The 18932-nt window shown below is 54.5% G+C and carries 18 protein-coding genes and 1 tRNA gene; 10 read left to right on the plus strand and 9 right to left on the minus strand.

The features are described from left to right. From SIB38_RS18945 to SIB38_RS18955, 3 genes are read right to left on the minus strand one after another with little or no spacing between them, the layout of a single operon-like run. Positions 1-546, minus strand: coding sequence for a DUF3833 domain-containing protein (locus SIB38_RS18945; RefSeq protein WP_294116506.1), 546 nt, complete (start codon positions 544-546; stop codon positions 1-3). Then, positions 543-1733, minus strand: coding sequence for an MFS transporter (locus tag SIB38_RS18950; protein WP_412552065.1), 1191 nt, complete (start codon positions 1731-1733; stop codon positions 543-545). Before SIB38_RS18950 ends, SIB38_RS18945 begins: the two co-directional genes overlap by 4 nt. Positions 1734-1792: 59 nt before the next feature. Then, on the minus strand, positions 1793-3145 hold the full coding sequence (locus tag SIB38_RS18955; protein WP_412550812.1) for an NAD(P)/FAD-dependent oxidoreductase: 1353 nt from the start codon (positions 3143-3145) through the stop codon (positions 1793-1795). A gap of 130 nt (positions 3146-3275) precedes the next feature. Between SIB38_RS18955 and SIB38_RS18960 the strand changes: the two genes are divergently transcribed. The 3 genes from SIB38_RS18960 to SIB38_RS18970 all read left to right on the plus strand — a co-directional run bounded on the left by SIB38_RS18960 (position 3276) and on the right by SIB38_RS18970 (position 5950). Further along, complete coding sequence (locus SIB38_RS18960) at positions 3276-4055, plus strand: DUF1365 domain-containing protein (RefSeq protein ID WP_294116508.1); 780 nt, start codon at positions 3276-3278, stop codon at positions 4053-4055. Then, positions 4052-4777 carry an SDR family NAD(P)-dependent oxidoreductase gene (locus SIB38_RS18965; protein WP_294116509.1) on the plus strand — a complete coding sequence of 242 codons (726 nt, stop codon included), beginning with the start codon at positions 4052-4054 and terminating at the stop codon, positions 4775-4777. The genes SIB38_RS18960 and SIB38_RS18965 overlap by 4 nt, the downstream gene beginning before the upstream one ends. Before the next feature lie 69 nt (positions 4778-4846). Then, on the plus strand, positions 4847-5950 hold the full coding sequence (locus tag SIB38_RS18970; RefSeq protein ID WP_294116510.1) for a CobW family GTP-binding protein: 1104 nt from the start codon (positions 4847-4849) through the stop codon (positions 5948-5950). 45 nt (positions 5951-5995) lie between these two features. On the opposite strand, the gene SIB38_RS18975 is transcribed toward SIB38_RS18970, so the two are convergent. The 3 genes from SIB38_RS18975 to SIB38_RS18985 form a co-directional block, all read right to left on the minus strand. Further along, complete coding sequence (locus SIB38_RS18975; RefSeq protein ID WP_294116511.1) at positions 5996-6631, minus strand: ChrR family anti-sigma-E factor; 636 nt, start codon at positions 6629-6631, stop codon at positions 5996-5998. A gap of 8 nt (positions 6632-6639) precedes the next feature. After that, complete coding sequence (locus SIB38_RS18980; RefSeq protein WP_294116513.1) at positions 6640-7275, minus strand: sigma-70 family RNA polymerase sigma factor; 636 nt, start codon at positions 7273-7275, stop codon at positions 6640-6642. 75 nt (positions 7276-7350) lie between these two features. Next, entirely contained in the window at positions 7351-7734 is a 384-nt protein-coding gene (locus SIB38_RS18985; RefSeq protein WP_294116515.1) for a carboxymuconolactone decarboxylase family protein, read from the minus strand. Between the two features lie 170 nt (positions 7735-7904). Here SIB38_RS18985 and SIB38_RS18990 point away from each other — a divergent pair. From SIB38_RS18990 to SIB38_RS19020, 7 genes are all read left to right on the plus strand, one after another. Continuing rightward, positions 7905-7994, plus strand: a tRNA-Ser gene (locus SIB38_RS18990). 96 nt (positions 7995-8090) lie between these two features. Continuing rightward, positions 8091-9404 (plus strand): serine/threonine-protein kinase, encoded by a 1314-nt coding sequence (locus SIB38_RS18995; protein WP_412550813.1) that lies wholly within the window; start codon positions 8091-8093, stop codon positions 9402-9404. 4 nt (positions 9405-9408) lie between these two features. Next, complete coding sequence (locus SIB38_RS19000; protein ID WP_412550814.1) at positions 9409-10119, plus strand: PP2C family protein-serine/threonine phosphatase; 711 nt, start codon at positions 9409-9411, stop codon at positions 10117-10119. Between the two features lie 983 nt (positions 10120-11102). Then, positions 11103-11345, plus strand: a complete 243-nt coding sequence (locus tag SIB38_RS19005; RefSeq protein ID WP_412550815.1) for a hypothetical protein — start codon at positions 11103-11105, stop codon at positions 11343-11345. A gap of 44 nt (positions 11346-11389) precedes the next feature. Further along, a protein-coding gene (locus SIB38_RS19010) for an IS3 family transposase (protein ID WP_412550264.1) occupies positions 11390-12732 on the plus strand; the annotation gives its coding sequence in 2 pieces (ribosomal slippage) (positions 11390-11717 and positions 11717-12732; 1344 coding nt in all). A 61-nt stretch (positions 12733-12793) separates the two neighbouring features. Continuing rightward, entirely contained in the window at positions 12794-13789 is a 996-nt protein-coding gene (locus SIB38_RS19015) for a tyrosine-type recombinase/integrase (protein WP_412550816.1), read from the plus strand. A gap of 379 nt (positions 13790-14168) precedes the next feature. Then, positions 14169-14912, plus strand: a complete 744-nt coding sequence (locus SIB38_RS19020) for a hypothetical protein (protein WP_412550817.1) — start codon at positions 14169-14171, stop codon at positions 14910-14912. A gap of 298 nt (positions 14913-15210) precedes the next feature. Here SIB38_RS19020 and SIB38_RS19025 read toward each other — a convergent pair whose 3' ends face one another. The 3 genes from SIB38_RS19025 to SIB38_RS19035 are packed head-to-tail and all read right to left on the minus strand — an operon-like array spanning position 15211 to position 18930. Then, complete coding sequence (locus SIB38_RS19025; protein ID WP_412550818.1) at positions 15211-16833, minus strand: dihydroxyacetone kinase subunit DhaK; 1623 nt, start codon at positions 16831-16833, stop codon at positions 15211-15213. 11 nt (positions 16834-16844) lie between these two features. Next, positions 16845-17840 carry an ABC transporter ATP-binding protein gene (locus tag SIB38_RS19030; RefSeq protein ID WP_412552066.1) on the minus strand — a complete coding sequence of 332 codons (996 nt, stop codon included), beginning with the start codon at positions 17838-17840 and terminating at the stop codon, positions 16845-16847. Next, complete coding sequence (locus tag SIB38_RS19035; protein WP_294119371.1) at positions 17833-18930, minus strand: ABC transporter ATP-binding protein; 1098 nt, start codon at positions 18928-18930, stop codon at positions 17833-17835. Before SIB38_RS19035 ends, SIB38_RS19030 begins: the two co-directional genes overlap by 8 nt. Positions 18931-18932: the final 2 nt, after the last annotated feature.

Raw genomic sequence — 18932 nt, forward strand, 5'->3', positions numbered from 1 at the left:
CTACTGCGGCCGCATGGTGGCGACGAGTTCCGCCACCTTCAGCCCAAATTTGCGCATCTCTGAGCGGTTCATGATCACGCCGCTTTCGGTCAGATAGAGCCAATCGGTCACGTTGAGTTTGTGACCGCCGGAGTCCTCAGGCAGCACGATGGTGTAGTCCATGCGGATCGTTGCGCCAGACACCTCGCCGGTGGCCTCGCCGACAATGTCATCGGCCGTGGCGGTAAACCGGTTGTCGTTGCCCATGGTCAGGAACCATTTGCGGTTCTGTTGTTTGCCATTGGAGTAGGTAAACGCCTCGCTCAGCGTGCCTTTGTTGCCTTCCCATTGGCCGACCATTTTGGCGACAAAGCTGTTGGTCACACGCCCGTTGGGACCGTAGATCAGACCTTCTGACAGGATCTCTCCGTTCAGATGCTCGCGCAGGGAAATTGCGGGGCCGAGGCCAGCATAATCCGAAGCCGTTTGGGCGCGGAAGCTAAACAGCCGGGATTTCATATAGACCAGTCCGAGGGTCATCATCAGGAAAAGGGTGAACAGTTTCATGCCACTGCCTCCTTGGTGGGCAAAGTCAGCACAAGGGCCAACGCAAAAAGTTTCAACACACAGGGCACCACAGCGTAGGCAATGGTCAGCATTGTCAGCGGTTCTGGCGCGTTGGTTTGGCCCGGCTGAAACCCGGCGGCCTGCAACAGCGGCAATACAAAGAATGCCGCCAGAGCAAGGGCCAGTTTTCCAGCAAAGGACCAAACGCCAAAGGCCAACGCTGCGTTGAGCCCTGCATTTGTGAGGGATACGGAGAAGAGCGCCGGAAGGATCACCATATCCGCGCCCAAAGCTGCGCCAGACGCCAAACAGATCACCGCAAAGCCCGCCATTTGACCCGGCGCCAAAAAGGCCGCGCCAACAAAGCTGCCGATTGCCAACGGCATAGCAATCAGGAGCGCTTGGCGCCCACCCACGCGGTTGGCCAGTCGAGTCCAGAGCGGCACGCTTAGACCTGCCGAAAGGAAAAACAACACCAGAAGCGGGCCGGCTTGGCCTGCGAGCATCAGGCGGTCCTCGACAAAAAACAGGAAGAGCGTGGACGTAATTGCGACCGGCAGGCTGTTGACCAAGGCCAGCAGCAGGAGCTTAAGCGCGCCGGCTTGTGCGAGGCCTTGCAACGAGGGTTTTTCGCCTTTGATCACCGGGCGTTGCCAGATCGGATAGCTGATCACCGCAGCCACCACGGCCACGCCGCCCAGCGCCCAACCAAAAGCGCCATAGCCTTCACCTGCAGCCCCCATGCCTACCAAAAGCGCCGGTAACATGGCCGCGAGGATCACACCGGTGAGCATCCCGCCCTCACGCCAAGCCGCCAAACGCATCAGGTCCGGTGTGGTGGGCGTTTTGGCCAAAGTGGCGCTGCGCGCATAGAGTAGGATCATGCCAAGGCTGTAGGCGGAGAACAGCAAGATCAGAACAACGGTGAGGCGCAGCATGCCGCCTTGCCCCGTCACGGAAAACAACAGTGGAAAGCCGATGGCCAGCCCGGAGGCTGCGCTCAACGCAAAGAAATTTTGCGCTTTGGGGAAGCGATCAATCGCCCAGCCGATCAGAGGGTCTTGCACCAAATCGATCACCCGCAGCGCCAGCAGCAAGCTGCCCAGCGCCGCCAATCCTATGCCCAGCTCAACCGAGGCAAAGCGCGGCAAATGGATATAGAGCGGGATGCCCGCCGCAGCGAGCATCAGGGCATAGAGGCTCACCCGTGGGTAGCCATATTTATGTTGATTGGGTGAAGACACGATCAGCTTGCGTCGCGCAACCACGCTCCGTTTGCGGCTTCGCGGGTCTGGGTCAGATCCGTTGGCGCAGCAACCTGCTGCGCGCCGATCAAGTCCACAACCGCCATCGCGCTGGCAATGCCGTCCTCGTGGAAGCCATGCCGGTTATACGCCCCCGCAAACCACGTGCGGTTGAGGCCCTGCATCGCCGCGATGTCTTTTTGGGCCTTGATTGCGGCCTTATCGAACACCGGATGGGCAAAAGTGACGTCGTCGTAAACCAGCTCCGCACGGATTTCAGACGTCGGGTTCAGAGTGACAAACAGCGGATCGCTTTCGTCGATGTTTTGCAGCCGGTTCATCCAGTAGCTCAGGCCAATTGCGCCGTTTTGGGAGCGGTAGGACCAACTGGACCAGCAATCGCGCGCCTTGGGCATAACGCTGTCATCGCGGTGTAGCACCGCGCGGTTGGGCTGGTAGCGGATCGCGGACAACGCCGCCCGTTCCGCTGTGGTGGCCGCATCCCCGAGGATCGCCAGCGTCTGATCGGAATGACACGCAAAAATGATGTCGTCGAACTCTTGCGCCTCAGCGCCTTTGATCGCCACCTGCACACCCGGCGTTGCACGCCCGTCAAGCATACAACGTGTCACGCTCGTGACCGGCGCGCCGGTGCGGATTGTGACACCACGCCGAACCATCGCCGCCTCGAGCCGGCGGACATATTCAATGCTGCCACCATCTACGGTCCACCATTGGTGCGGCGTGCTGCCAGCTAACAAAGCGTGGTTTTTGAAGAATTGCACCAGAGATTTGGCTGGGAACTGGTCGATATCCGCAATGGGCGTGGACCAAATCGCCCCACACATCGGCATCATGTAGTTGTCGCGGAACCATGTGCCGAGCTTGAGCTGATCCACCAACTCACCAATGGTGATGTCATCGGTGTCCGCAGCGGTTTCGGCATATTTGCCAAACTTCAAAATGTCGCGGATCATCCCGTAAAACTTGGGACGCAACAGGTTGCGCTTCTGTGCTGTGATGGCTTTGAGGTTGTTGAGGCCATACTCCAGCCAACCGTCATTGATCGAAGCGCCAAAGCTCATTTCGCTTTTCGCCACCGGTACATCGAGTTCCTCAAACAGGCGGGTCAGATAGGGATACGTGGCATAGTTGAACACAATAAAGCCGGTATCGACCGGCTGATCACCGTTTTTGCCGGCGACCACCGTGCGCGCATGTCCCCCCAGACGTGGCGCAGCCTCGATGAGGGTGACATCATGCTGTTCAGACAGATAATAGGCCGCCGACATGCCGGAAATCCCGGCGCCAACGATGGCGATCTTGCGGCGGCTGCCGATGCTCTGATCAAACATGGTGGTCCTCTTTTTCTGATCGTTTGAAAGGGGATACGGCGCGCCAATTTGATTGGTTCACTCTTTCAAAAATCCATATGTGTTGGAGAACAGGAGTGAACCAAACCGGTTTGATAGGCGTAACACTCATATGACTTTGGACCACATTCAAGCAGAGACGATGCATGCCCGCCGTGGCGGGCTGAAAAACGCCTTCAAATACGGCGTGGACTTTGTTGTTGTCGATCTCGACGCCCCCGGCAAATTGCCTGCTGTGCTCTCGCGCAACGGGTTTAACCTCTGGTCGCTGTGGGATCACCGTCATGGTGGCGCACGTGATCACGGCAGCGGCTTGGAATGGTTTCGGGACGTGTTGCTTGAGCGTGGATTTCCCGTTGAAGAAGCACAACTTTTGCTACTCACCCAGCCGAGTTTCCTTTGGTTCCATTTCAATCCGGTGAGTTTCTGGGTGGCCGTCATTGACGATCAGCCCTGTGCCTTTGTGGCAGAGGTCAACAACACGTTTGGCGACCGGCACTGCTACTTCTGCGCTCACATGGATTTTCGCCCGATTGCGCCCTCTGATCGGCTGACCGCAAAAAAGCTGATGCATGTCTCCCCGTTTCAAAAGGTTGAGGGGCACTACCGTTTCAACTTCGCGTTTACCCCTGACCTGGTGCGCATCCGGATCGCCTATGAAAACGGTGACCAGGGTGTGATTGCCACTTTGGCCGGGCCACGAAAACCTGCCCGCAGCCGCAGCTTATTGTGGGCCGCACTGCGCCGTCCCCTCGGCGCGGCGCGCGTTGTGGCTTTGATCCATTGGCAGGCGATCATCTTATGGGTCAAAAAAGCGCCGTTTCTCAAAAAGCAACCGGCGCCGACCACCCTGTTGTCTGAGAACACCCCAACCACGGCGCCGGGCGAATGATTGAGTTTGCAGGCAAAACATATTGGCTGATCGGGGCAAGCGAAGGGCTGGGCCGCGCGATTGCGGAACAACTCAGCGAAGAAGGCGCGCAGGTGATCCTATCGGCCCGCAATGGCGAGCGGCTGGCCAGCTTGTGTTCCGCCCTGCCTGGCACCCGCGTGTTGATCCTGGATGTGACCGATACCGACGCGGTGCGGGCTGCCGCCAAATCTGTCGGACGGATCGACGGCGTGATCTACAATGCCGGCGCTTATGACCCAATGCCCGCCACGGACTGGGACAGCCATGCAGCCTTGCAAATGGCGGATGTGAATTTCATGGGCGCGATGCGGGTGTTGGGAGAGGTCACCCCCAAGTTTGTCGCGCAAGGCCATGGCGACATCACCTTGATTGGCTCCCTGGCTGGCTATCGCGGCTTGCCCAAGGCCATTGGGTACGGCGCGAGCAAAGCCGCGTTGGTGAGCCTGGCAGAAACCATGCGCCATGACCTGAAGGACACCGGCGTGACGGTGCGCTTGATCAACCCTGGCTTCATCAAAACCCGCTTGACCGAGAAAAACAGTTTTGCGATGCCGATGTTGATGCAGGCCGAGGACGCCGCCGCTCGGGTGGTTCAGGCAATGCGTACCGAACGGTTCCGCACCGATTTCCCGCGCCCGTTTTCCTGGGTAATGAAGAGCCTGCAATTCCTGCCGGACTTGCTGATCTATCGCGGTAAGTAGATGTTGATTTTGATATAATATAACACTACCTATACGGGCCGCTGTCACCCCCAATTCCAAAGGTGCCCCATGCCCGAAACACGCCTTCCCGTTACCCTGCTCACGGGCTTTCTCGGCGCGGGAAAGTCCACGCTTCTCAACAATATTCTATCTTCAGACAATCCTGATCGCATCGCGGTGATTGTGAATGAATTTGGCGAAGTTGGACTGGACCATGATCTTATTGAGGTCGCTGACGAGGAAGTGGTCCTTATGGCCTCCGGCTGCCTCTGTTGCTCCATCCGGGGAGACCTGTCCCACACCCTGACCAACCTTTTGGATCGCCGCGAACAGGGTGACTTGGCCTTCGACAGAGTGGTGATTGAAACCACAGGGCTCGCCGACCCGGTGCCAATCCGGCAAACACTCTTGATGGATTATGCACTGGTGACGACATGTGTTTTGGACGGGGTGGTGACTTTGGTAGATGCCGCCAACGGACAAAAGACTCTGGACGCGCAATTTGAAGCCGTCTCTCAGGCGGCCACCGCAGATCTCTTGGTGCTCAGTAAAACCGACTTGGTGTCTGGCGCTGAAGTCGCCGCACTTACAGCCCGCCTCAAAGACACCAATCCCACGGCACAAATCATCACTGCGACGGATGTCGCCTACGATCCCCAAAAGATGTTTGGCCTGTCCGGCATTCGGCGCGAGGCAACAGGCCCCCAAGCGCTAGCCTGGATGACACGACAAGAGCCAAGCCCTGCGCCAACAGACCCTTTGGCCAATCTATCCGGTTTGTCTAAAGCGCCGTCCCAACCTGTGTTTTCGCCGCATAATGCAAGCATTCAATCCGGGTCCATCACGCTGGACACGCCGGTTGCTGACGAGGTTTTTGATAACTGGCTGGACACTTTGGTTGCCTTGAAAGGACCGAACCTTCTGCGCGTTAAGGGCATTGTCTTTCTCAAAGACATTGAAACACCGTTTGTGTTTCACGGTGTTCAACACATCTTTGATCGTCCAGAGCCTTTGACCAATTGGGACCCAAACGACACCAAAACGCGGATTGTTGTCATTGCGCGCGATATGACTCAAGCCGAGGTCGAGCGCAGTCTGGACATGTTACGTGCCACACAGAGTGAAAAACCACGGCCCAAGGTGTTTCCCGGTTGGGATGCCGTCAAACCTTAAGGGCTGGGAAACAGCGCAAGTGCGACCATTGACACATGCAGGCGCCTAGATGCGGAACAACGGCTGCAGCAATCTAGGTACAAAGGCGTTGAACTTTAGCCGGGCGTCCGTGGCGGCAAGGCAGATGCAAGCCTCCCCTGCCCCGGCAATGGGCGTGTGTTCCAACGTCTCGTCGGCCACTTCCACATCTCCAACACCAAAGTGTCCAGTTTCGTCACTAAAGCTGCCTTGCAACACAAGCGTCATTTCCAGACCGTTGTGACCGTGATCCGGCACCGCCTGTTCCGGTGGAATGTAGAGCAGCCGGACGGACCCAAACTCATCTTCGGCCAAAATGTCCTGTTTCACACCCATGCCAAGCGTTTTCCAACGTGGTTCCCGCCCTTTGAGCGCTTCCATCACCGGCGCAGGGTACACGCCATTGCGTGTATACACCGGTTCTTCCGGCATAGGATCATCGAGCATCGACAGGAGGTTGGACTTCATATTGTCAGACACAGCCACAGAGCTGGTATCCTCCAGAACAATACCGCCCACGGCTTCATGCGCCTGAAGGGTGGCACGCGCCTCCGCGGACATGGAAACTTGCGTGGCCACCACAAGGGAAAACGCATGCGGCAGGGTGCCGGCGGCGTAGGCGGCCATCATTGGCTCTGGGATATGATGAGTGATTGCGGGCATAGGCTGGCTCATTCCGAGAGATCTTTGAGTTCGTGTCGAAGGCGCTGCAGCCCGAGACGTATGCGTGATTTGATGGTGCCAAGCGGCAGGCCGGTTTGGTTGCTGATCTCCTGATGGGTCAGCTCGCCCAAATAGGCCTTTTCTATCACCTCACGCTGCTCCGGGCGCAGCTTGGCAAGCGCGGCACGCAATTGTCCCGTTTCCTGTTCAATCGCCACAATCTGCGTCGCATCGGGCTCGGCCTCCGGCTCTTCTTTGAGAGCTTCGGGCATGGGCCGGTTTTCCTTGCGGGCGACGTCGATCTGACGGTTGCGAACAATTTGATAAACCCAAGCCGAGACCTGTGCGCGATGCGGATCAAACATATGAGCCTTACGCCACAACGTCAGCATCACGTCCTGCACGATCTCCTCCGCTTGCGCGGCGGAGGTGCCGTTTCGCATCACAAAGCCTTTCAACCGTGGTGCGAAATGGGCAAACAGAGACGCAAACGCAGCCTTGTCGCGATGATCACGCACGGCAATCATCCACAGGGTTTCCTGCGAGGGCGCGGCTTTGGCTTGCGACACACGCTGCCTTTCGTTGCGACGCACCTTCGGCTTTGCGGCCGAGGCGCGGGGGATATCAAGTGTTGCACTCACCATATCCTCAATACGCGGTCCTGTGCAAAGCGGATCATACGGGTGGAGAGAAAATCGTAACACCTTGTGGCAAAACGATTACTTTTCATCCTCAGCAAAGACCCGCTTGGCCACACGGAAACACTCCAGCGCCTGAGGCACCCCACAGTAGATGCCAACCACATGGATGATGGACTGCACCTCGTTTTTGCTCACGCCATTGGATAAAGCCCCGCGCAGATGGATCTCCCACTCGGTCATCTTTCCAAGCGCCGCAATCATTGACAGGTTCATCATCGAACGGGTTTTGGCATCAATCGTGTCGTCTCCCCACCCAAAACCCCAGCACCAAGCGGTCATTGCCTCCTGAAACGGGCGATGAAAGTCATCAGCGTTGTCCAAGATGTTCTGCACATACTCTGCCCCCAACGTGGCCTTACGTGCCGCCAGCCCCTTTAGGAACATCTCCTCATCCAAACTCATGTCACGTCCTCCCAAAACAAATGTTGTGAGAAGCTTAGGGGCAGAGAGGCCATCTCGCGAGCGTTCTTTACAGGTGCCTTTACGCCCGCCCAAAATCCAATCACCAAATTTCTGACTTTCGTGAGATTTGGGCCTTGTGTCTGCGGGAAGTGCCAAATATACGGGTCCGCGGAGACGTGGCCGAGTGGTCGAAGGCGCTCCCCTGCTAAGGGAGTATACCGGAAACGGTATCGAGGGTTCGAATCCCTTCGTCTCCGCCATTATATCCTGAAAAATCCATTTCTTTCAGGATGTTGGGGGCTGATAAACTTCAAGCGCCCCCCATTTTGCCCCCCTTATTTTTGGAGATATGCGAGTTGGCTTACACGGTTATTAAGGAACTTGGCCGAGGTGGCTTCGGCATCGTTGAACTTGTAACCGACGGGCAAGGTATGAAGTTTGCTCGAAAGACACTCAACCTTAGTGTCTGTCCCCCAGAGGCTCACAGTGATTTTCGGAAACGATTTGAGAGAGAGGTGCGGTATCAACAAAGCATTTCTCACCCAAATATTGTTGAAATCTTGGACTCGGACCTAAGTGGCCCTGATCCATGGTTTATTATGCCATGTGCGAACGAGAGCCTAGCAGACGCACTGAACCAAGACCGGTCACTAAATGGAGAATACACGGACGCATTGTCGCAAATTCTTCAAGGCCTGGAGTTCTTACACGACAGCGGTTTCTACCACCGTGACTTCAAGCCTGATAACATTCTGATTTTCCGCGAAGAGGATGGCACCAAAAGGTATAAAATTTCCGATTTTGGGTTGAGCACACCAGGTGCTGGCCAAACGTCGACGTTGACTGGAACGAACATGGGTGGAGGAACGTTACTTTATCGTGCTCCTGAGTGTGCCGTCGACTTCAAACGAGCCACCCATTTGGCCGATATCTACGCGGTAGGCGCAATTCTACACGATATCTTTGGAAATGGTGCAACTCGCACGCCTCACTTAGAGTTAAATTTGACTGGGCCGATTGGCGAAGTTATTTCCAAATGCACCAAGGTCAAAGCCCGACGGCGGCTTCAATCAGTGATCGAAGTAAGGGCGGCGCTATTTCAAGCCATCCAAGAAACGAATGTCACTTTCACATCAACCGAGGAAGAAGAAGTTGTCGCCATTCTGAAAGCCGAGGATTCGCCTTCATCGGAGCAATGGGACAACATCTTTGATCTTCTAGAAGGAAACGAGGATGCAGGAACATCTAACGATAACGTTCTAACAGTTCTAACTTCCGAACACATCTTGTCCATTAGAGCCGAAGACCCAGGGATGTTCAGCTCTCTGGCTACAATGTACTCTAACTTTTTGTCATCTGGCGTGTTCGGTTTCGATTTTTGCGATGTGCTTACCAATCGGGCAAAGACTTTTTATGAGCACGCGGATTTGCCTGTTCGTTCGCAAATCACACTAGGCTTGATGTTGCTCGGGATTAGTCACAACCGCTGGTACGTCGCCAGAACCTTTATGGAAATGGCTGGGCCAAAAATTTCTGATGAACAAGCTGCCAGAATTTCTGCCGAAGTCATAGCAACCGAGTTCAATTTCAAGTATCAGTTTTCACGTGTCTGTCAGTGCATAACAACAGACAATGAACAGCTGCACCCGACACTAAGAAATCTCACTTAAAAGCATGAAACTAACATCGCAAACATTGTCTATCGTTGGGCCAAAGGGAGCTTACCAAGACTGCAGCCTAGCACCTTTAAACAAAGACGATTTTTGGGTTGCTGCGATTGCTGATGGGGTTGGAGGATATGCTGGTGGGGAAACAGCAGCGAAAATTGCAATTAGCGAAGTAGAAAGTTCCCTGACAAGTTTTGGCTTGATGGATGAGATTTTTGCACGTGCAAGCGCTGAAATCCGTCGCCAGGCCAGCGAAAACCAATCTTTAGCGAAAATGAGCACCACTCTAACATGCTTGTCCATTGAAAACGGGGTCGCTGAGGTCGGGCATGTAGGTGATACCCGCATCACCCATTTCCGAGGGCCTGGAGTATTAAGCAGGACCGAAGACCAAACCGAAGTGCAACGGCTTTTAAAAAACGGCATCATCACAAGGGGACAAGCAAAGCGCCACCCTAGACAAAATGTCATTTACTCTGCTCTTTCGGGACGAAACGCCGATTATACACTCTATCAAAATTCCTTTGACGTTCAGCCAGGAGACCGCATTATTCTGAGCACAGACGGGTTTCACTCACTTTTTACACGCAGAGAGCTGGCAGGCATCTCGCAAGGGTGCGTTGACTTGGAGAGTTTCTTCGCGCGGGTTCAAAGTGAACTCCCACAGCGCAAAATCTCGGACGATGCGACCGCCGTGTTTATTGAGGTTTCTAGATAGACAAACAGGCTTCAATCAGATTCGTTCGGCTCTCTCTCGCACGTAATTTCCGCCTATCAATTCAGCGATACGTTGAATAAATTCAAAAAGCTAATTGTCATCAAATGTTTCCATAAACAAGACCGAGGCAAGATTTTCGCACCTAAGTATTTCACGACATCTAAGCTCATAGGTACGAACCCACATTCCCTTTGGACGCCTAGCAACGAAATGCGCTGCTCCCGGCTCTCCACCCAGAGCAACACGTAGCTTGTTAGCCTTACGAAGCAGGCGGTCATAACGCTCTTCAGATTGGCTTGCGTAGGCAATCGAATAGCAATGACGACATAAGAAATACCTCCCACCAGAGAACAGCTTGCCAACGCGCCTTCCACAACGAGCGTCATTCACGACGCCAGGACATCGAAAATAGGGGCGCTGGCCGCCATAGTGACAGTCCACGTACTCCAAAGGCACAGGCTGCTCTATTGGCTCCCAATCGCCGCCATTTTGACGAACTCGGTAGTCCAGCGTCAGGCAGTTCCTGTTTGCCCTATAAGAGATGCGAGCAACCTCCTTACCATCGACAGACCAAACCCAACACCCGCTGGCACCAGCCGTTAAACAACCAGATCTGTGGAACTTGTTTACATCTAAGGACCGGCAATTCTCCGCCTTAATGGTTCTAGCTATTCTGCCTGAGCCATACCCGCCCACTACAGTCCCTCCAATTTTTTCCGAAATCTATAGGAAACTCACACTTGTCGATGATTGGCTTCGGACCCAGAAAATCTCCTAAGCACTTGACGTACAATCATAACACGCCGTCCGAGCGGAGACGACCAACTAGTGCGACTAACTCTGCAGGTTAGTCTTCTAGCGGGCTTCACTTGGAGCAAGACCGAGCCCCCAATTTGGCGGCTAAAACCAAAAACTCGGCGGATCTCCTCAAGGAAACATTCGCAAATGACCCTAAGTCATGTTTGTTATTTGAGGAGACCACTATGACCAAAATCCTGTTGTCTATCGCCGCGATTACTGCGCTAGGTTTGGCGGCCTGCACCCCGACAGCGCCAGTCCAAGATTTCGCATCCAAAAATGGGATTGCGCTTAAATACAACGCGTACGATGAGATACCGACACTTACCCCTGAGGCGCAGGAGATGGCGATTCAACACTGCGCTAAATATGGCAAATACGCGAACTGTCTGACGTCAGCACCTATGGGTCCAATTAGGGTGATTTGATAAGGGAGAGTTTCTGGCTCATCGTAACCACTAAGGAGTGGAAGATGAGAAAGACTACGAAGAGCCCTGGCGAGAAGATCGTTAAAGATATCAAGCGCGCCACCCGTAAACAGTATTCGGCGGAAGAGAAGATCCGTATCGTCCTTGATGGTCTTCGTGGCGAGGACAGCATAGCTGAACTGTGTCGCCGCGAGGGGATTTCTCAAGGCGTTTACTACAAATGGTCGAAGGACTTCATGGAGGCCGGTAAGAAGCGGCTGGCGGGCGATACAGCGCGTGCCGCAAACACTGACGAGGTGAAAGAACTGCGCCGCGAAGCAAAGGATCTCAAGGAGGTTGTCGCGGAGCAAACATTGGAACTGCGTCTTCTCAAAAAAAGCATGACAGGCGATGGGGGCGACCACGAATGAGGTATGCCGCATCCGAGAAGCTGGAGATCATCCGGTTGGTTGAAGAAAGCCATCTGTCAGCGCGTCGTACATTGGCCAAACTGGGTATCCCTCGCACCACATTCTACCGTTGGTACGACCGATACCTGCAGCGCGGGGAGGCTGGTCTTGAGGATCAGTCTCCCAAGCCCAAACACGTTTGGAACCGCGTTCCAGACGAGGTGAAGCGCAAGGTCGTCAGCTTCGCCTTGAAAGAGACAGAGCTGTCACCCCGCGAGTTGGCGGTGACCTTCACAGACCAAGAACGGTACTTTGTATCGGAATCCACAGTGTATCGCACGCTCAAGGCACATGACCTGATCACCAGCCCAGCATTCATCGTGCTGAAAGCCGCGAATGAGTTCGAGCATAAGACAACGGCCATCAACCAGCTTTGGCAGACCGACTTTACCTATCTCAAGGTTCTGGGGTGGGGCTGGTTCTATCTCAGCACAATCCTGGACGATTACAGCCGCTACATCATCTCGTGGAAGCTCTGCACGACCATGCGGGCGGAGGATGTGACTGACACGCTGGACTTGGCTTTGCAGGCGTCAGGGTGCGATCAGGTCCACGTTGTCCACAAACCGCGCCTACTCAGCGACAACGGCTCCAGTTACGTCTCGGGTGACCTGGCTGAGTGGCTGCAGGACAAAGGCATGAAACATTCACGTGGAGCGCCGTATCATCCCCAGACGCAGGGCAAGATCGAGCGTTGGCATCAAACTTTGAAGAACCGGATCTTGCTGGAAAACTATTTCCTGCCCGGCGATCTCGAAGACCAAATCGAAGCCTTCGTCGATCATTACAATCACCAGCGATATCACGAGAGCCTGAAAAACGTCACACCAGCCGATGTCTACTTCGGACGTGACCAAGCCATTCTGGAACAACGAGAAAGGATCAAACGGAAGACATTCGAAGCGCGACGCTTGCATCACAGTCAACGCGCAGCATAATCAAACCGACCCGATGAGCCGAACACTCTCTTAGTTCACGCCGCTTTTGGTTCCAAAAACTTTGACGACGGACATTTTTGAAGATGTACTCGATGGAAAACCTTTTGAAAAACTCACAATTCGCGATGTGGATTTGGTGCGCAGCGCGCTCAAAGACGCAATTTCGGCACAAGGTGAAGCGCGGAAGTCGAGATCGACTGTGTCGCATCAGGCTTCGCAGATCATGGCTTTTCTGGAATGGTTGATTAAGCAGGATGGCTTTAAGCGCCTGCCTAAAGATTTGCCAAACTACTTGAAAATGCCTAAGGCCATTTATGCGAAAGCTCTTGCCTCCGAGGAAAAGGCTTACCCTAGCATTGAAGAGGCTAAAAAGCTCTTGCTGGGTATGCCCTCCGAGAAACTTGCGGACAAACGGGCCCGCGCCATGGTGGCCATCGCTTATCTCGGCGCGTTGAGGGCGGACACGATTACCTCACTGCGCATCTGCCATTTTGATGCGGTAGACAAAAAGATCTTGCAGGACGCGAATGTATCGCGAGCCAAGAACGGCAAGAGCCTTAAGATTGACTGGTTTCCGATATCGGACAGTTTTGCAAGTGCGATAGAAGACTGGATTGATGTACTGGCGTCAAAGGGCTTGTCGGGGCAGGACGCGCTCTTCCCTAACCTTCGAGTGCTTCAACACCGCAAGGACCTCAAAGACCCTTGTCGAGCCCCAATTGAGCCCATGGCATCCAAAAACGCGGTGTCAAAGGCATTTGCGGTCGCTTGTCGTGACACTGCAGTAAAATACACCCCTCACTCTGTAAAGGATACCATTGCGGCGGAACGAGACCGCAGGCCCCTGACTGAGCGCCAGCGCCGCGCGTGGTCGCAAAACATGGGCCATGACAGCGAGGCAACCACACAACGGCACTACGGAACAATTGGCGACGAAGAACGTTCCGCACTTTTCGAGGAAATCGCAACGGTCAAGACCTCTGCGCCACAAGTCCTTTCTGACGAACAGAAAGTCGCGTTATTCGACAGAATTTTGGCGGAAATGACGAAGGAATAATTGGTAGGAGGCGGCAGTCTCGCTCGAAAGCGGGTTAACAGATAGCGGAATGTTCAAAATGCTGCGTTCAGTCCAAGTTGAACAAGACGTTTCGGAGCTGCAGCCGAAGAGCAGGCGTTTACTGTTGTTGAGAAAGCTCTCCACGATAGTGAAAGCAGCGGCTGTTCAAGCCCTATCAGCCCCGAGTCAACGCTCTGCGTTTCAGAGTCGGAAAGCCATCTTCGCAAGGCCTTGCAACGGCCCTTAGCGGACGTTAGATCACAGCGCAGCTAAGGTCTGCATCGAGCCCAATTTACCGAATGCTGCGCGGTGCCCGAGTGTCTGCTTTCAAAGGTTTATCATTACGGGTAACTTCAGTTTCATCTAGTGGAGTAACCGTGTGCGCAAACCCAAGGGTCGCCTGACCGATGTATTTAACCTGCCAGACGATGAAGCTGGGAAGCCTCGAACTGTCCTGATGTTGGATCAGCTCACACATGTTCCAGAGGCAGGAGACGTATTGCAGGTTGCAGATCGAAACTTGTCGATCGCTCAAGTCGATGGGCGACGGATAAGGAATTGCCTGACGGGCTGGAAGCTGGCGGGGCGCGGCAGTGTTGCAGTATTGATCAACGAACCTACGGACACTCTGCGACCATTAGCACAGCGCCCAAATCGTCTTTTGGTCACGTGGACGCCTAAAGACGAACTGCCTTGGTACTTCCAAACTGACGATCTGCCGACAATTACGCGCCTCAATAAAGATTGGAACGCGCATCCAAACGATGTCGCCCTCAAGCTTGAGCAAAACGGCGAAACGCTGTTGGCCCATATGCGGCCAAATCCATATGTCTATCGTGAATACGAGGACGTACCTATGATCACGGTCTACTTCAAAGGCTGCGAGCGGTATCGTGTGACACCAGTAAATGACCATGGATGGTATGACGGCCAATGCCGTTTCAGCGGGCTTGCGCCGTCATGGGGCGAGTTCTACGAAATTTCAGGCAACACCCGAGACGATATGGAGCCCACACCTTGGATCATGTTGGAAGGGTCTGGCACACGGCATTTTCATTTTTACCTGAGAGATGAAGCCCTTGAGGTCAAAGCACTGGACTGGTCGTTGGAAACCAAAAGCTGACTTTCGGTTTCAATTCCTGAGCGGCAGCTTCGTCCGCATTGGCGCCGTTCAACCAAGTTGCGGCGATCGGCAGCTACGAGCCTTCACTGAATACCGTACTTCTCATTAATGTCGACCGCGAATTGCTGCTATCGGCCATCGCAAAGAAGCCCCAAACCGGAAGCACTACAACGTTCGTCAAATAAGTGCTGTTTTCACATTTTTTGACCACCATCCGAGATCGAAAAATTGGTTTTATCTCTTTGCTTTTGTTATCGGGAAACTTGCAGCGAAGTGTACAGAATTTATCTTTGCAACATCACACGGAGAGTCTTTCCAATAATCGCGCGACAGCCTCGGCGCCAGGGTCGATATTGCCACGCAGCTGCTCTGGATTGATATAAGACGCCCGACCTGCTCGGGCACGATCCATGTGCGCGGTTTGGTTGGCACCTGCACGTGCGGCTTCGGCGGCCTGCGGCAAGCCACCGTCCAGTTTTTCCAGCGCAGGTTTGAGCGCGTCAATCATGGTACGATCCCCCAGATTAGCGCCACCGATCTCCTGCATTCGGTTCAGACCTGAGTGCAAGGCCTCGCTCATCGACAAACCGCTTGAGGCTGCGTCTCCTGCTGCGGCAAAAAAGATAGCCAGTAACACGCCGGAAGAACCACCCATGGTCTGGCTCAACTCCTGACCAATCGCCCGGTAAAGCTGAGTGTGATCAGCCAGCGGTAATTCATCCATCGCCTTAAGCAATGCGCGGGCAGCGCCCGCCAATGTCGTTCCCGTATCCCCATCACCGGACTTTGCATCCAAAGCGTTCAGATCGCCCTCTGCCGCGATCAGGATTTCGCAACAATGTGTCAGGAAAGACCGGGTTTCGGCATGGTCTGACGCAAGCGGACGAATGGGTTTCAGGCCGTCGGGCAATTGCATGATTTCAACCGGACTAACTGAATTCACGCCAGGCCAGGCGCTCAGCTGCGTGGTGGCTTGCAGGGCCATCAATTCCTCTGGGCTGGCACAATAGAGTGATACTGAAAAGCCGCGCATTTCCAGCGACGTCATCATCGCTGCCGGTCCAACGATGTGGGAAATCTGCGCGCCAATTCCCGAATTCACCAACTCATGAGCCAGAATGGACATCTCAAGAACCGAAGCCCCACCCAGATTGTTCAACAAGGCCACGTATTGTTTGTTCGGATCAATAGAGGTGGCCAGCTTTTCGACCAATTGGCCAATGGCCGATTTGGCGTCAGAATAATCAATCTGTTCGACCCCCGCTTCGCCATGAATACCGAGACCAAGCTCAGCTTTGCCCAGAGGGATGCGCTCTTCCTTCGGAGCCCCCGGAACAGTGCATGTGTCCAGCGACATGCCGATCGAGCTCACACCTTTGATAACTTTCTCGGCAGCGGCTGTCACGGTCGCCAAATCTGCACCGTTTTCGGACAGCGCCCCCGCAATCTTGTGTACGAACAGTGTACCGGCGACGCCTCTTGCTTGTGGCAAGTCTGGAAGGGCCACATCATCGTCGACGATCACCATATTGACCCTGATGCCAAAAGCGCGCGCTCTTTCTGCGGCCAGACCGAAATTCAGCCTGTCGCCAGTATAATTTTTGACAACTAACAAACACCCCGCCGGGCCCGTCACCGCCAGAATTCCGGCAAGAACCGCATCGACGGAAGGCGAGGCAAAAACCTCGCCACATACGGCCGCTGTCAACATACCTTCGCCGACAAAGCCGGCATGCGCCGGTTCGTGCCCGGACCCACCGCCCGAGACGATTGCGACTTTTGACTTGTCCCAATCTGATCTGACAACAACGCGGATGTGCGGATAGCCGTCCAGTCGCTTTAACCGCCCGCCAGAGGTGGCGATTGTCCCGTCAACGGCTTCGGCAACGATGTCTTCTTTTTTGTTGATGAACTGTGTCATGCGATTTGTCCTTAGTGAATCCGGTCGCCTGCGGCGTCGAAGAAAAATGGGTTCTGCGGCGAAATGCGAACGATATCGCCTGCTGCAAGCTGGGTGTGAGCGTCTGTAACTGTGGTAAGATCATGATCCTTGAGTGAAAGGTGCAGCCTTGTTTGATCGCCCAGATGTTCCACTCGCGTGACCAGACTTTCCTGACCTTCGCCCTGATGGATTTGCTCGGGGCGCAGTCCAATGGAAGTCGCACCTGTTGGGGCATGTCCAAAAAGATCTGCGGGCAGGATATTGATGCGCGGTTGCCCTAGGCGGCTGGCCGCGTAAATATCGACCGGGTCTTCGTAAATCTCTCTGGGCGATCCGAACTGGATCAGCTTGCCTTCGTTCAGAACGCCGACATGTGTGGCCATTGTCATGGCTTCGATCTGGTCATGTGTGACATAGAGTACAGTCGCGCCGGAATCCGCCTGTATGCTTTTAAGTTCAATCCGCAAATCCGCGCGCAACTTGGCGTCAAGAGAACTTAGCGGCTCGTCCATAAGGTAAAGCTCGGGACTGCGCACGAGCGCCCGACCGATTGACACCCGCTGCATTTCGCCACCGGACAGGGCCGTGGCCTTGTTGTCTAGCTTGTGCGCAATCTGAAGTGTTTCCGCCACGCGACTCACCTTGACCTTGATGTCTTCCTCTGAGGTCTTGAGCAGTGGAGAACGCAGGGGAAAGGCAAGGTTTTCATAGACCGTCAGATGCGGGTACAGCGAGTATTGCTGAAAAACCATCGCAACGTTGCGCTGGGCCGGGGTCAAACCCGCCAAGCTGTGGCCGTTCATTAGCACGTCGCCTCTGTCAGGTTTGTCCAGACCAGACACCATGCGCAGCGTTGTGGTTTTGCCCGCTCCTGTTGGTCCCAGCAGAACCACGAAGGCCCCATCGGGTATCGTCATGGACACATTGTTCAAGGCAAAAACGCCATCAAAGCTCTTGCTGATGTTACGAAGTTCTACCTCAGCCATGCTGCAATACTCCTTCATTTCCTGCCGACAACAAGGCGCGCTGGCTTTGTTTGTCAAAAACTGAAATCGAACGCTCGTCAAAACCCAATCCGGCTGTTTCACCCACGGCCACTTTCTTGCTGGAGGCGACGCGCGCTTTGACCTCTCCATTCGGAGTGTTCAGGGTGACTATCTGGGTGGTTCCCAGATATTCCGTTGCGATGACCTCACCCCGATAGGTGCTCGTGTCATTCAGGTGAACGTGCTCTGGCCGAATGCCCATGGCCAGATCACCTGTGGCGCCCGATCTCATTTGCGGGATGCTGATCTCGCTATCGCCCAGTGTCAGCGATGTTGCGCCACTGCCGACCATGCCGTGGAATTCCAGAAAGTTCATGGCAGGCGAGCCGATGAAGCTGGCGACAAACATCGTGGCAGGCCAATCATAGATGTCCTGCGGCACGCCAAATTGCTCGACAACGCCGTGGTTCATCACCACAATTTTGTCGCCCATTTGCATGGCCTCCAGCTGATCATGGGTCACGTAAACCGTGGTCGCGCCCATCCGGTCATGCAAAGCGCGCAGCTCCTCTGCCATATGCTCGCGAAACTCGGCGTCAAGGGCCCCCAACGGTTCGTCCATAAAGAAGGCTTTGGGATTACGCACAATCGCGCGCCCAAGTGCTACGCGTTGACGATCCCCGCCAGAAAGCCCACCAACTGGCTTCTTGAGGATGTCCGAAATGCCAAGGATCTGAGCGACCTCGTCGACCTTTTTCTTAGCCTCTGCCTTTGACATGCCCTGGCTCAGGAGCGGGTAGCTGATGTTTTTACCGACATTCATATGCGGATAGAGCGCAAACATTTGAAAGACAAAAGCAATATCGCGCTGACTGGCGGGCTTCATACCCACCTCTTCCCCATCAATGTAGATCTCTCCACTTGTGGGCAATTCAAGCCCGGCCATCATGCGCAGCGTGGTGGTTTTTCCACACCCCGAAGGCCCCAGCAGCATGAAGAACTCGCCATCTTCGATTGTGAATGTCGACGACTGAACCGCGTTGAAAGTTCCAAAGTCCTTGCGCACATTTTCGATACGTATTTGTGCCATCT

The sequence above is a fragment of the Shimia sp. MIT910701 genome (assembly GCF_047126315.1).
In the GTDB taxonomy this organism is placed as follows: domain Bacteria; phylum Pseudomonadota; class Alphaproteobacteria; order Rhodobacterales; family Rhodobacteraceae; genus Shimia.